The following is a 14,562-nucleotide window of genomic DNA, read 5'->3' on the forward strand; positions in this document are numbered from 1 at the left end:
GGAACTTTTCTTTTCATATACAATTTAACGTTGACCTTTGATATACGGAATTCCATCTGCCTTTGGTGCTTCCGCTCTTCCAACAAAGCCTGCTAAAGCTAGAATAGTTAGTACGTAAGGCGCAATTAATAAGTACACACTTGGTATATCTTTTAAGAATGGTATTTGATCCCCAACAATACTTAAAGACTGGGCAAAACCAAAGAATAATGCTGCTCCCATAGCACCAAGCGGATGCCATTTACCGAAAATCATCGCGGCAAGTGCCATGAAACCTTGACCGGCAATCGTTGTAGCACTAAAATCCAATGTGATGGTTTGGGAATAAACTGCTCCGCCGAGACCACCAAATACTCCGGATAAAAACACAGCTATATAGCGCATTTTTATTACGTTAATTCCCATTGTATCAGCTGCCATTGGATGTTCCCCAACCGAACGAAGTCTTAATCCGAAAGGAGTTTTGTAAATAACATACCATGCAATAATAGCTATAATGATAGCAAGATAAGAAGGATAAGTTACATCTCTAAAAAATAATTTTCCAATAACAGGGATGTGATTTAAAACCGGTATATCAATTTTATTGAAGTTTTGAGTAATAGTATCTGTTTGTCCTTTTCCCTGATAAAGCATTTTCACCAAGAATACAGATAAACCTAATGCTAAAAAGTTTATTGCAACACCGCTGACAGTCTGATCAGCCCTGAAACTAATAGCTGCAATACCATGTATTAGTGCAAAGATTCCACCTACGATCATCGCGACAAGGAGACCTAGCCACGGTGTGGCAGCACCAAATGTATGGGCAAATGAAAGGTTAAAAATGATGGAACTAAATGCCCCCATAATCATTAAGCCTTCTAAACCGATATTGATTACACCTGATCTTTCAGAAAATACCCCACCCAATGAAGTAAAGATAAGAGGGGCAGCCATCAAAAGGGATGAAGTAATAATAATTTCTAAAGCAGTCATGATACTCATTTATTTTGCCTCCCTTTTAAAGCGAGCAAGCGCCCATTTTATAATATAACTTGAAGCAACGAAGAAAATGATTAACGCGATGACAATTTCCACAAGCTCGTTTGGTACACCTGCTTCTTGTGGCATATTTAAAGAACCAACGCGAAGTGCTCCGAATAGTACAGCAGAAATCACGACACCTAATGCAGTATTTCCACCTAAAAGTGCTACCGCAATTCCGTCAAATCCAACTCCTGAGAATCCGGTATGCAAAAAGGCGAATCCAAAAGTTCCAAGTCCTTCCATAGCTCCGCCGATACCTGCGAAAACACCTGAAATAACCATAGAATGTATGATGTTGCGATTCACATTCATACCAGCATATTGGGCAGCATGCTGATTGAAACCTACAGATCTTAATTCAAAGCCTTTTGTTGTTTTTTCTAATATAAACCACATAACAATTGCTGCAACAATTGAAAGGTATATACCATTATGAAGGGTTGAAAAATCAGTAATACTTTGCAGAAAATTAGATTGCAAAGATGCTGAATCGTGAATTTGAGCTGTTTTATCCCCTTGTTTGGAAAGAACATTACGAATGATATAATTGCTTACATGTAACGCGATATAGTTCATCATGATCGTGACAATAACTTCATGTACTCGTAAACGTGCTTTTAAAAATCCAGGAATAAATCCCCAAATAGCTCCGGCCACTCCTGCAGCAATAATAGCTAGTGGTAAGTGAATTATTTTAGGAAGATCAAAAGAAAGTCCAATCCACACAGCAGCAACCCAACCAACTAATAATTGTCCCTCCACTCCGATATTGAATAACCCGGTGCGAAAAGCAAATGCAACAGCAAGTCCGGCAAATATATATGGTGTTGCCTGTCTTAAAGTTTCGCCAATATAAAACGGCTGTCCAAAAGCTCCGTTCCAAAGGGCAGCATATCCACTAATAGGATTATATCCGGTAATTAGCATAATGATCGCACCGGCAATTAAACCTAGTAGAACTGCGATAACTGGTATTAATAAATTCATATAACGATTAGACATTTGATGTTTCACCTTCTCCCGTACGTTTCGAGCCAGCCATTAATAATCCTAATTCCTGCTCAGAGGTTTTCTTAGGATCTACAATATCCACAATCTTTCCTTCATAAATAACGGCAATCCGGTCGCTGACATTTAATATTTCATCTAGCTCAAAAGAAATTAACAATACTGCTTTTCCCTTATCTCTTTGCTCAATTAATCGTTTGTGAATAAATTCAATTGCTCCTACATCTAAGCCACGTGTCGGCTGAGCTGCGATTAATAAATCCGGATCCCGATCTACTTCCCGACCAATAATAGCTTTTTGCTGATTACCACCTGACAGAGAGCGGGCAAGAGTATATTCGCTAGGTGTTCGAACATCAAATTCCGTAATTAATTGTTTTGCTTTTTTATATATTTCCTTAAAGCTCAGAACTCCTTTTTTAGAAAAAGGCTTCTGATAATAAGTTTGTAGCGCCATATTTTCACCTATAGGAAAATCTAAGACAAGACCGTGCTTATGGCGGTCCTCAGGAATATGTCCAAGACCGCTTTCCGTGATTTTTCTAGGTTTGAATGTACGTATTTCCTTGTCGTTCAATTTAATAGATCCGCTTTCTGATTTTCTTAATCCTGTGATGGCTTCAATTAATTCAGTTTGTCCATTCCCATCAACTCCGGCAATTCCGACAATTTCCCCGCCCCGTACCTGAAGGTCAAGCCCTTTTACCGCTTGAACCCCACGAGAATCTTTTACTACTAAATTATTAATTTCCAAAACATTTTCTTTTGGAGTTGCATCTCTTTTTTCTGTTTTAAAGACAACTTCACGTCCTACCATTAAATTAGCTAATTCAGTAGGATTTGTATCTTTAACATTTAATGTGTCTATTCCTTTACCTTTTCGAATAACTGTTACTCGATCACAAACCTCCATAATTTCTTTTAATTTGTGGGTAATTAAGATAATGGATTTTCCTTCCTTAATTAGCGCTTTCATTATCTGGATTAGTTCTGTAATTTCTTGAGGGGTTAAAACAGCAGTAGGTTCATCAAAAATAATAATATCTGCACCACGATATAATGTTTTTAATATTTCTACTCTTTGCTGCATTCCTACAGAAATATCAGAAATTTTCGCACGAGGATCCACAGATAAATTGTACCTTTCTGAAATTTCTCTAACTTGCTTTTCTGCCTTTTTAATGTCAATTGACCCGCTTGATTTAGGTTCTTTTCCAAGAATAATATTCTCTGTAACTGTGAATTTCTCTACTAACATAAAATGCTGGTGAACCATCCCAATCCCTAAATCATTTGCAATATTTGGATTCGTTATTTTAACTGGTTTCCCTTTAACACGAATCTCTCCTTTTTCGGGTTGGTATAAACCAAACAATACATTCATTAACGTAGATTTACCCGCCCCATTCTCACCAAGCAGTGCATGAATTTCTCCCTTTTTAAGCTGTAACGTTATATTATCGTTTGCTATGATGCCTGGAAATTCTTTTCGAATGTTGAGCATTTCAATTACATAATCCACCCGCATCCACTCCTTGTTAAAAATCATATCTTTTTTTAGTATTTAATGGTAAGAGGTCTGACTTTAGGAAGGTAAAAAAATCCTAACGGAAAAGTAAAATTATCTTCTGCTTTTCCGTTAATATTTTTATCGGGATTGGCAGGTGCCAATCCCTTTACTGACTTATTTAGTTGGTTTTAAAGGAACTTGAACCTCTCCATTAATGATTTTTTGTTTCCAATCATCAACAGCTTTTAAAACATCTTGAGAAAGGTTTTCTTGAGATGGTGCAATTCCAACTGCGTTATCTTTCAAACCATATTCAATTTGTTTTCCGCCAGGGAAGTTACCGTTCATTGATTTTTTAGATAAATCTTCTACCGCTAAGTCTACACGTTTAACCATGGATGTTAAAGTTACATTATACTCCTTACCATTAACCGTAACTTTACCCTCATCATTTTGGTCACGGTCTACACCAATAACCCAAACGTTTTTATTAGGATCTTGTTTTTTAATGTTTTTTGCTTCCGCAAATACACCTTTACCAACATTTCCAGCAGCATGATAAATTACGTCTGCACCTGATTTATACATAGCAGATGCAATAGATTGACCTTTACTTGCGTCGTCAAAAGAACCCGCCCATTGAATATCCACTTTTGCATTAGGATTTACAGCTTTTACACCAGCTTGGAAACCTGCTGCAAATTTATTTATCAAATCACTTTCAATCCCGCCAATAAATCCAATTTTATTAGTTTTAGTTGTCATTGCTGCAACAACACCAACAAGGAAGGAACCTTCATTTTCTTTAAACGTAATAGACGCCACATTCTTTTGACCAGTAATAACACTGTCTACAATAGCAAATTCTGTATTCGGACGTTGTTTTGCCACCTTTGTTACAGCATCCTGCATTTTATATCCGATGCCATAAACTAGATTAAAATGATTGCGAACAGCTGTATTTAAGTTTGTTACATAGTCTGCATCACTTGTTGATTGAATATAGTTGTAACCGTTTGTTCCTTTAGTCAGGTTATTATCACTACCAAACTTTTGTAGACCTTCCCATGCTGATTGGTTGAATGATCTATCATCCACCCCACCAGTATCCGTAACCATCGCTACGGTAAATTTTTTGTCATCACCGGATTTTCCTCCATCTTTCGTACTTGTACCACAAGCACCTAAAAGAGTTCCAGCAGCTAATACTATTGATAGAGCTATCCCAATTTTACGCTTTTTCACTTTTGTTCCCCCTATATTCATAATTTAGTAGAAATCAAAACATACCAAATTTAGATTCTCTTTCTTAAAACATGAAAACTAAATTTGTCTGCTTTAAAATAATTAACAGAGTAAAGTATCGGTTGGTCTTCTTCATCATAATGAAGCTGTTTTAAAACTAAGAGTGCAGTTTCCGGATCACAATCCAAAATAGGTGAAATTTTATCATGATAACCGATAGGCTCGATACTAGTTATAGCATAAGAAATTCTTTTCTTACTATATGTTTCTAAAGTATCAAATATCGATCCATCACTATTCGAAAAATTCCACGGGAATAGTTCGGCCGGAATTTTGTCAATACAATAAACAACGGGTTCCCCATTTGCTGTACGAACTCGTTCAATAACTGCAATTTCATTTTCTTTTTGACACGAAAGACGTCGGATATCTTCCTCTGTTGGTCCTTGTGTTGTAGTACTTAAGAAAATTGTCCCAGGTTCCATTCCAGCTTGGCGGATCATATTGGTAACACTATTAAGCTGTTCGATTCCGGAAGAAAACAAAGGTCTTGCATTCACAAAAGTTCCAACACCATGTCTTCTTGTGATAACGTTTTCTTCTTCCAGAATACGAAGAGCTTCTCTTAAGGTTGCCCTACTGACCCCAAGTTCTTTAGCTAAATCGAATTCTGAAGGGAGCTTTTCTCTTTCCTTGTATACACCATTTTCTATATCATTTTTCAAATGGTCAATGACCTGAAGATATAAATGACGACTATCTGCTTTGACTGACATTTTGAAGAAACCACCACCATACATTCTTAAGACATCAGACCTCTGATGTATTATTTCTACTAATCGAAATTACTATATCATTTTTTATAACGATAATAAATAAAAATTTTAGAGTTTGTCGAAAAATATCGAAGTTCGTAACTTAATATTTCCACTATTAAAAATACGGATGGATTTTATATGTTATCGAGGTATGATAATAAAAAATGCCGCTCATACTTATACCGATATTATTCAAAGGTATTTTGTATGAACGACATTGTTTTTTTTTATGAAGTTTGCTCTTCAGTAGGTTTCGGAATTAAAACCGCTCTAGGCTTACTTCCCTCATATGGTCCTACTACGCCTCTGTTCTCCATTTCATCTATTAATCTTGCTGCCCGAGTATAGCCGATTCGAAAACGACGCTGGAGCATCGAAACAGATGCAGTCTGCATTTCGGCGATTAACTGGACAGCATCATCATATAATTCATCTTCAACTTCCTCGGAAATTTCAGGAAGTTCATCTGGAATCATTTCCTCTTGATATTGGGCTTTTTGCTGTGAAATGACAAAATCGACTATATCCTCTACTTCCTCATCCGAGAGAAATGCACCTTGTACTCGAACCGGCTTAGATGCACCGACTGGAAGGAAAAGCATATCACCGCGACCTAAAAGCTTTTCCGCTCCACCCATATCTAAAATAGTTCTAGAATCAGTTGCAGAAGATACTGCAAAAGCAATTCGGGATGGTATATTTGCTTTGATTACTCCGGTAATAACATCAACGGATGGACGTTGAGTAGCGATAATTAGATGGATACCTGCCGCACGTGCCATTTGTGCTAACCTAGTAATGGAATCCTCTACATCACTTGAGGCCACCATCATCAAGTCTGCCAACTCGTCCACTATGACAACGATATATGGCAATAACGGCTGTTTTGCACCAGTTTCAAGATTATCACGTTTAACATGATCATTATACCCTTCAATATTTCGGGTTCCACTATGGGAGAATAGCTCATATCTTCTTTCCATTTCGCTTACTACCTTTTTCAACGCTTGAGACGCTTTTTTGGCATTTGTCACAACTGGAGCAAGCAGATGCGGAACACCATTATATACATTAAGCTCTACCATTTTCGGATCGATCATCATGAGTTTTACCTCATGTGGCTTTGCCCGCATTAGAATACTTGTAATGATACCGTTAATACATACACTTTTTCCGCTTCCGGTTGCACCAGCTACAAGTAAATGCGGCATTTTATTTAATTCTGCCAACACTGCTTCACCGGTAATATCCCTTCCTAAAGCAATTTGTAATTTTGCTTCCGAGTGATCATTTGCTTTCGCTTCCAGCACTTCCCGTAACGAAACCATAGCAACTTCTGAATTAGGTACTTCAATTCCAATGGCAGATTTTCCTGGGATTGGCGCTTCCATTCGAATATCTTTAGCTGCAAGTGCTAATGCGAGATCGTCACTAAGACTAACGATTTTACTCACCTTCACTCCGATATCCGGATGAATTTCATACTTTGTTACTGCAGGTCCTAAATGAACTTGGGTTACATGTGCTTTTACACCAAAACTATTAAATGTTCTTTCCAATTTTGCAGCATTGGCATGTATTAGTTCATATTCACTGCTTTGGTCAGTTGCCTTAGGTCTTTTTAGCAATGTAATAGGAGGCAGCTGATAATCCTCATTTTCTACTTCTGAAAAGCTAATATTTGGAGCGAGATCATCCTCTTGATCTTCTTCTATTGCTTCATGAGTTTCTATCTTCCCATTCTCCATCTCTTCTGGATTATAAGCCCTTTCTGTAAAACTTGAAATGATAGGAGGTGCCTCTTTCTTATTTTCTGCTCTTGAATCTTTGATCGGTACCTCAGCTGGCTGCAAACTCTCTGTTGTTTGTTTTCGCACTTTCTTTTCTTTACGATTATTTTTCCAAGATTCCAGATCCTCTTTTGAGGCCTTCCATTGTCCCTTTATAAATTCACCTAATTTAACGCCAACCTTTTCAAAAAATGGTCCTAACGATTTACCGGTCACTAATACAAATCCAATTAATATAAGAACAATCGAAAGAATTTTTGTACCGAGTGAATCAAATAAAAAGTGGGAAACCGCAAATAGAACCGCACCAATCATTCCGCCGCCTAAATCAGGAGTGGATGATTCTCCCTTTACTTCCTGCCAAAATATTTCCCATGTATTCGTAACAACACTTGCACTTGCAAGTTGACCAACTTGTGCTTTAAGCTCAAAAAGCTTTACATGGCTAAGCAATAATAGACTCATAACTATTAAATAAATACCATTTAGCCGTCTAGTAAAAAAAAGAGGTAAATTTCTTTTTATGATTAAATATCCCGCAAGCCAAATCATCCCAATTAGTGCAAATATGTACCACTCACCAAGAAAAAAACGAAAGAAAAAAACAAGTGCTTTCCCAACCGCACCTAATTTAATAATCGAAATGATGCTTAAGGCAATTAAAATCATTCCAGTTAGTTCAAAACGTATATTCGATTTGATTTGTTTTTCCTTTCTCGTTCTTCTTTTTGCTTTAGCCATTACATCACCCTACTTAATATATAAGAAAGCAGCCAAATATGGGCTGCTTCTCCTTTTTTTTCATTATATCATAACCTTTATTATTAAGGTATTTACCTTTCATATTATACCTAAATGATTTGCCCCGGCATTATACTGTTTTCCAAATAATCTGCTGGGTCTGTGCTTAATATTCGAATAACACGTTTGCCATCCTCTACTTTTTCAACTATCATAGGGATGCCATTATACGTAATGAATTCCTGTCTACTATAAGCAGATGTGTCCGTTGGAAAAATTAACTCCTGTGGTACGGTAGTATAAAGTATCATTGTATGAGCCCCTCATGCTGTTGATTTGTTTTTCGGCTTTCAATTAATTCATTTAATTTTTTTAATGCATGGCCAATTCCGCCAACTTCGTTAATTAAACCGTATTTTACTGCTTCGGACCCCACCACATTTGTACCGATATCTCTAGTTAGATTTCCTTTCGCAAACATTAGTTCCTTAAATACTTCTTCCTGCACATTAGAATGGCTCGTAACAAACTTTATTACACGTTCTTGCATTTTATCAAGATATTCAAATGTTTGAGGTACACCAATGACAAGGCCAGTTAATCTGACTGGATGAATCGTCATTGTGGCAGTTTCTGCGATAAATGAATAATCAGTTGAAACAGCAATTGGCACACCGATAGAATGTCCTCCGCCTAAAACGATAGAAACAGTTGGTTTCGACAGGGATGATATCATTTCCGAGATTGCGAGTCCTGCCTCAACATCCCCGCCGACTGTATTTAATATAATGACTAACCCTTCTATTTTGGTATTCTGCTCTATTGCAACCAGCTGGGGAATAATATGTTCATACTTTGTAGTCTTGTTTTGGGGAGGAAGCTGCATATGACCCTCTATTTGACCAACTATTGTTAAACAATGGATATTACTGTCCTGTGGCAGCTGCGGGACATTGGTTTGTCCAAGCTGTTGTATTTTATCGACAATTCCTGCTTTAACATCCTTATCCTCTTGTTCCTTTTCTGGTTCTGGCTGCTCCATGCGAAAATCTTTAGTCATCTGAATACTCCTTTATCATTGTTTTCATTGAACAAATGCGCAAGCGCCGCAGATTTAGCGTACAGAATACCTCGTCTTCGACTGAGATAAGGAAAACACGGCGAGAAAAGGAGCCGATGTTAACTTATCGTAGGGAGAAGATGAGGAAATCCGCTAGCCGATAGGCGGTGGAGCTGGATGTAGATAACTTTTATATAAAAGGTTACCCACAGTGAAAAATTTTAATATTTCCTAAGGGACTAGAAAACCTAAACATAATAATATTAGTATCTACTTAGATCATGAATTTCATTCAAAAAACACCGACCTTTGCTAAGTCGGTGTTTGTCTTAATATATTTAAATTTCCATTATAATTGGAAGAATCATTGGTCTTCTTTTCGTTTTTTCAAATAGGAAATAATTTAATTGATCGCGAATATCTTGTTTGATGCTTGACCAATCAAATGCATCTTTTTCCATATTATTTTCCACAATTTCTCGGACTAATGAGGTAGAATCATTCATTAGCTGTTCAGACTCCCTGACATACACAAAGCCTCGTGAAATAATTTCCGGACCAGCTGCAATACTTTTTTTGTACTTGCTTAATGTTACAACGACAATTAATATACCATCTTGAGATAATAGTCTACGGTCGCGCAGAACAATATTTCCAACATCGCCGACACCAATACCATCAATCAATACATTCCCAGATGCGACTTTCCCGCTGAAAGCCATTTTTTCATTTTTATATTCAAGAACCTCTCCCTTATCAGGAATAAATACTTGCTCCTTCTTTAAACCTACTTGCTCAGCAAGTCGTGAATGAGCGACCAGCATCCTATATTCTCCTTGTACTGGAATAAAGTACTTTGGCTTCATTAGATTAAGCATTAATTTCAAATCTTCCTGACAACCATGACCTGTCACATGAACCTTTCTGCGTTCTGACAGAACGGAAGCCCCAGAACGGTATAGCATGTCCACCGTTTTAGACATTATTAGCTCCATGCCAGGGGACGGCGATGCCGTAATGAAAACAGTATCTCCTTTTTGAATATTAATATATTTATGGGTGCGCTTTGCCATTTTTTGCAATACTAAAAACGGCTCCCCTTGATTTCCAGTTGTCAGAATTACTAGCTCTTCATCTGGATATTTATCTAATTCATGGACTGGGATTACTATATCCTCAGATTTGATATCCAAATAGCCTAAAGACAAAGCAATTTCATAAACTCTTTCCAAACTTTTACCTACTACTGCTATTTTTCTTCCCGTCTCAAAAGCTGCATCAAATACTTGTTGGATTCGAATTAAATTAGATGCAAAGCATGCAACAATAATTCGCCCTCTTGCAGAATAAAAGGCGTTTGACATTTCCCCAGCAATGACTCTTTCAGAAGTGGTTAAACCCGGATGCTCCGCTTCAATACTGTCGGACAGAAGGCATAGTACACCCTCTCTTCCGACCTTGGCCATTTCGGCAATATCCGATTGATAAAAATCGGATACGCTTTGGTCAAATTTAAAATCTCCGGTATGAACAATATTTCCCTCTGAAGTATGAATACATATACCGATCGAATCAGGAATGCTGTGGGTTGTTTTAAAAAAGCTGATGTCAACTGTATCAAAATGCAATACTGTATCCGCTTTAATAACATGGAACACAACTTCTGATTTTACATTAACATCTTTAAGTTTTTCCTTTGCAAAAGCGATTGTTAATTTAGTTCCATAAACGGGAACATTCAATTTCATTAACAGATAAGGCAATGCACCAATAGCATCTTCATGTCCATGTGTTAAAAATATCCCTTTTATTCGCTCTTTATTATCCTCTAAATAAGTTGTATCAGGAATAACAATATCGATTCCGAGCATTTCATCCTCTGGATACATGAGTCCAGCATCAATTACAAATATGTCTTCATCCACCTCGAAAACATACATGTTTTTTCCAATTTCCCCAACTCCCCCCAGGGGAATAATTTTAATAGATTCATTTTTCTTTTTCAAATTCTTGTTCCTCCAATGCTGTTTTTCCGACCTAAATCAGTTAAACCCATTATACTTGAAGAAGAAAATACTGTTCAATAAGATTTTAGAAAATCAAGCATTATTTAATGTAAGCATTGCTACTTTTTCCTTATATAAATTTTGCAATGTATGTAAAAGCCCATCGATAATAGCGATATTTTCATTAGCATTCATTAAGGCGATTTGAATCCAATTATTTTTTATTAAATAACGATTTCGGAAATGGACTTGATAACCATTTAAATAAAGGTCAAGTCCTATATCCATAGCATTTATTTCACAAGGAAAAACTATTGTCATAACACAAGGTGATGTTAGATCTTTATCAACAACAAAGGAAAAACCTTTTGCCAATAAAGTATCAAAAACATACGAAAATCTTGAAACATTCCTAGCAAAATAATCAGCTTCAAATAAGGTATCCAACGCTAAATCGAGCGCTTTGAATAAATAGGAATTTTGTGTAAATGGGATGCCTTCACATTCTTGGTAATACTTCACATCAAGATAACGCGGCACCTTATTCAATCCCGTTTCCAACTCATTATATAGAACAAAGGAGAGACCTGTTATAGAGCCGATAGCTTTCCCCGAAACACCAGAAGCCATGTATATCTTTTCAAAATTTAATGGAACCGCACCTATTGAACTAATAGCATCAATACATATTTTTACGGAAAATTCCTCACATATGGATTGAATCGCTTTAAAATCATTCAACATACCGGTGGAGGTTTCACAATGGACAAACCATATCCAATCATAAGAATTACGTTGGCACAAATCCCTTATTTCATCCATGTTATAGGGTGTACCCCATGGTTTGGCAAGCTTATCAAAAGAAAGTCCGAAGCGAGTGGCATGATCCGCTAACCGCTCTCCAAATTCTCCATTTGACAAAATTAACCCCTTTGTTCCTAAAGACGCAAGATGTGCAGCAATAGCATCATTTGCAACCGTGCCAGTACCTGTAAATACCGAAGCATGCTTAGCATTCGTTAGCTTTTTTAATTTAAAAAATACACTTTCGGCAATCTGTTTATGTTCTTGTGATCTATGCCAATCAGGCTGTGATAAAAAAATGGATTGAATTTTGTCATCCACCTTAACAGGACCTGGAAGGAAGGAATTTACCATCGAAAGATTTTTTAAATGTTCTTTTTGGTAAAACATCTCCTTTGTCAAATACATTGGCTGAAATAATACATCATCTTTACCAACCAGATGTGCAAAAGGTTCAAATCCTAAATGTTTGTACAACTTGGATTGTCTTGTAGTCCCGGAAATAAAAGCAATGTCATAACCTTTATATAAACAATAGCGAATTAAAGCTCCTGTCATACTGGCAAATACTCGGCCATTTCGGAAATTTGGCTTTACAGACAATAACCGTATTTCACACGGTCTTGAAAAGGCAACTTCCAAATGTTCTTCAATTTTTCCAAGTTTTTTATCCAGTGAAAATGGACGAACATCTCTAAGGGCCATCATCCCGACAATTTCATTATCCGCTTTACAAATGACATATTCATTTTCATCGTGAAACTGGTCTATTAATTTTCTTGCCTTATTTACACTATGCTGCGGTATTTCCTCTACAAAAGTATCGTAATTTAGTCGAAAAATCCCCTCAAATTCCTCTGTATCCCTTGCAATTTTAATTGTGTAGTTCATGTCTACGTCCCCCATTATTACTCTTTATTCTTTATGTTTCAAAATTATTAAAATAATAATAAAGAAGATGATGATACTGGCATAAAGATTATGATATATAAAAAAAGTGAAAATAGGTGTTAACCCAATTGCGAAAAGCCCGGCTTTTGTAAATGACTTAGTAAAAGGGTAGCTAATAAGGAAGGTTATAACCATCCCTAATGCTGTCAGCGGTGAAATGTAAAGAATACCTCCCAGAAACGAAGCTACTCCTTTACCGCCCTTAAACCTATATAGTATGGGGTACATATGACCCAAAATAACGAATAATAAGACAATTGTTTGCTGAAAAAAATTCATTTTTAAACTGTCCGCGAGCCAGCATATGAGGATTGCCTTCAACATATCTCCAATCAATACAAACAGAAATCCCTTTTTGCCAAAAGATCTGCCGGCATTTCTTGCACCTGGATTCCCGCTTCCTTCAGCAAAAATATTCTTCCTGAAAAAAACACGGCCAACAATATGTGCAGTTAAAATATGTCCAAATATGTATGCAAGTAAATAGGTATAAATCGCCATAGATTCGCCATTCCCTAAGTGAGGTATTTATGTTTATTATATTACCATTTTTTTCAGAATTTGAGGTAAATATATAAAAAAAGAAAACTTTCTTAAGAGATTCTATTTTTCAATGATTCATTTTAGAAATAAAAAAAGGAAGGGCATCCCATCCTTTTTATTTTTCCAAAGTATTTAATAATGTAATGATGTTTGATCTCTCTTGTTCTGTTAACGGTACAAGGGGCAGTCTCACTGATCCTACATTAAATCCTTTTAACTGTAACGCTGTTTTCACAGGTACTGGGCTTGGTGCAGCAAATAATCCTCTCATTAAAGGCAGAAGTTTTTGATGTTGTTTCGCCGCAGCTTCGTAAGAACCATTTAAGAAGGATCCTATCATCTCTTGCATCTCCGAACCGATAATATGGGATGCCACGGAAACAACCCCTTTTCCGCCAATAGATAAAACAGGAATAGTCAGCCCATCATCCCCACTATATAATTCAAATTCCTCGCTTGTATTTGCAATAATTTCAGCCATAGCGTCCAAGTTTCCGCTAGCTTCCTTAATCGCTACAATATTTTTAATTTCGGAAAGCTTGATAACTGTATTCGGCTCAAGATTCGCCACTGTACGCCCTGGAACATTGTAAAGCATTACAGGTAAACTGGTTGCCTCTGCAATCGTTTTAAAATGCTGAAAAAGCCCTGTTTGATTAGGCTTATTATAATAAGGAGTAACGATTAAAACAGCATCGACACCTAGCTCCTCTGCTTTTTTCGTTAATTCCACCGATGCATATGTGTTATTGCTGCCAGTACCCGCAATAACGGGCACCCTGCCATTTGTGGTTTTCACAACATGACTGAATAAAGCTAGCTTCTCTTCTGTAGATAATGTAGGGGATTCACCAGTAGTCCCCGCAACTACTAAAGATTCTGTACCATTTTCAATTAAATACTCGACAAGCTGTGTTGTTTTTTGAAAATCAATATTCCCTTTTGAATCGAATGGAGTAACCATAGCAGTAGAAATTCGACCGAAACGACTCATATTTAACACTCCTTCATTATTTACCGAAGTTCCGAACGGTAAATTATTCACTCTACATTTTGC

12 protein-coding genes are annotated in these 14,562 nt (G+C 36.8%); all 12 read right to left on the bottom strand.

The features are described 5' to 3' along the window. Positions 1-24: 24 nt before the first annotated feature. The 12 genes from NSQ59_RS16315 to dapA all read right to left on the bottom strand — a co-directional run bounded on the left by NSQ59_RS16315 (position 25) and on the right by dapA (position 14,499). The gene (locus NSQ59_RS16315; RefSeq protein ID WP_055740349.1) at positions 25-987 is read right to left on the bottom strand and encodes an ABC transporter permease; all 963 of its coding nucleotides are present in this window, start codon (positions 985-987) and stop codon (positions 25-27) included. After that, on the bottom strand, positions 988-2,031 hold the full coding sequence (locus tag NSQ59_RS16320; RefSeq protein WP_055740350.1) for an ABC transporter permease: 1,044 nt from the start codon (positions 2,029-2,031) through the stop codon (positions 988-990). Then, positions 2,024-3,559, bottom strand: a complete 1,536-nt coding sequence (locus tag NSQ59_RS16325) for an ABC transporter ATP-binding protein (protein ID WP_055740351.1) — start codon at positions 3,557-3,559, stop codon at positions 2,024-2,026. Before NSQ59_RS16325 ends, NSQ59_RS16320 begins: the two co-directional genes overlap by 8 nt. Positions 3,560-3,721: 162 nt before the next feature. Then, on the bottom strand, positions 3,722-4,792 hold the full coding sequence (locus tag NSQ59_RS16330) for a BMP family lipoprotein (protein ID WP_055740352.1): 1,071 nt from the start codon (positions 4,790-4,792) through the stop codon (positions 3,722-3,724). A gap of 50 nt (positions 4,793-4,842) precedes the next feature. Then, entirely contained in the window at positions 4,843-5,568 is a 726-nt protein-coding gene (locus NSQ59_RS16335; RefSeq protein WP_055740353.1) for a GntR family transcriptional regulator, read from the bottom strand. A 269-nt stretch (positions 5,569-5,837) separates the two neighbouring features. Beyond that, positions 5,838-8,141 (bottom strand): FtsK/SpoIIIE family DNA translocase, encoded by a 2,304-nt coding sequence (locus NSQ59_RS16340; RefSeq protein ID WP_055740354.1) that lies wholly within the window; start codon positions 8,139-8,141, stop codon positions 5,838-5,840. A gap of 110 nt (positions 8,142-8,251) precedes the next feature. Next, a complete protein-coding gene (locus tag NSQ59_RS16345) occupies positions 8,252-8,452 on the bottom strand; it encodes a YlzJ-like family protein (protein ID WP_055740355.1) in 201 nt (66 codons plus the stop codon). Further along, positions 8,449-9,183 (bottom strand): ClpP family protease, encoded by a 735-nt coding sequence (locus tag NSQ59_RS16350; RefSeq protein ID WP_055741251.1) that lies wholly within the window; start codon positions 9,181-9,183, stop codon positions 8,449-8,451. The genes NSQ59_RS16345 and NSQ59_RS16350 overlap by 4 nt, the downstream gene beginning before the upstream one ends. A 356-nt stretch (positions 9,184-9,539) precedes the next feature. Further along, complete coding sequence (locus NSQ59_RS16355) at positions 9,540-11,207, bottom strand: ribonuclease J (protein ID WP_055740356.1); 1,668 nt, start codon at positions 11,205-11,207, stop codon at positions 9,540-9,542. A gap of 93 nt (positions 11,208-11,300) precedes the next feature. Next, on the bottom strand, positions 11,301-12,902 hold the full coding sequence (locus NSQ59_RS16360) for an aminotransferase class V-fold PLP-dependent enzyme (RefSeq protein WP_055740357.1): 1,602 nt from the start codon (positions 12,900-12,902) through the stop codon (positions 11,301-11,303). Between the two features lie 24 nt (positions 12,903-12,926). Next, on the bottom strand, positions 12,927-13,463 hold the full coding sequence (locus tag NSQ59_RS16365) for a glycerol-3-phosphate acyltransferase (RefSeq protein ID WP_055740358.1): 537 nt from the start codon (positions 13,461-13,463) through the stop codon (positions 12,927-12,929). A gap of 157 nt (positions 13,464-13,620) precedes the next feature. Next, positions 13,621-14,499: a 4-hydroxy-tetrahydrodipicolinate synthase gene (gene dapA, locus NSQ59_RS16370; protein WP_055740359.1), complete on the bottom strand. Its 879-nt coding sequence runs from the start codon at positions 14,497-14,499 to the stop codon at positions 13,621-13,623. Positions 14,500-14,562 lie beyond the last annotated feature (63 nt).

Source organism: Margalitia sp. FSL K6-0131 (genome assembly GCF_038008735.1).
In the GTDB taxonomy this organism is placed as follows: Bacteria; Bacillota; Bacilli; order Bacillales; family Bacillaceae_C; genus Margalitia; species Margalitia shackletonii.

Excerpts from the sequence above, each read along its gene's own strand:
- NSQ59_RS16340 (WP_055740354.1), bottom strand. The coding sequence starts at position 8,141 with ATGGCTAAAGCAAAAAGAAGAACGAGAAAGGAAAAACAAATCAAATCG.
- NSQ59_RS16350 (WP_055741251.1), bottom strand. The coding sequence starts at position 9,183 with ATGGAGCAGCCAGAACCAGAAAAGGAACAAGAGGATAAGGATGTTAAA.
- NSQ59_RS16360 (WP_055740357.1), bottom strand. The coding sequence starts at position 12,902 with ATGAACTACACAATTAAAATTGCAAGGGATACAGAGGAATTTGAGGGG.
- dapA (WP_055740359.1), bottom strand. The coding sequence starts at position 14,499 with ATGAGTCGTTTCGGTCGAATTTCTACTGCTATGGTTACTCCATTCGAT.
- NSQ59_RS16320 (WP_055740350.1), bottom strand. The coding sequence starts at position 2,031 with ATGTCTAATCGTTATATGAATTTATTAATACCAGTTATCGCAGTTCTA.
- NSQ59_RS16335 (WP_055740353.1), bottom strand. The coding sequence starts at position 5,568 with ATGTCAGTCAAAGCAGATAGTCGTCATTTATATCTTCAGGTCATTGAC.
- NSQ59_RS16315 (WP_055740349.1), bottom strand. The coding sequence starts at position 987 with ATGAGTATCATGACTGCTTTAGAAATTATTATTACTTCATCCCTTTTG.
- NSQ59_RS16345 (WP_055740355.1), bottom strand. The coding sequence starts at position 8,452 with ATGATACTTTATACTACCGTACCACAGGAGTTAATTTTTCCAACGGAC.
- NSQ59_RS16365 (WP_055740358.1), bottom strand. The coding sequence starts at position 13,463 with ATGGCGATTTATACCTATTTACTTGCATACATATTTGGACATATTTTA.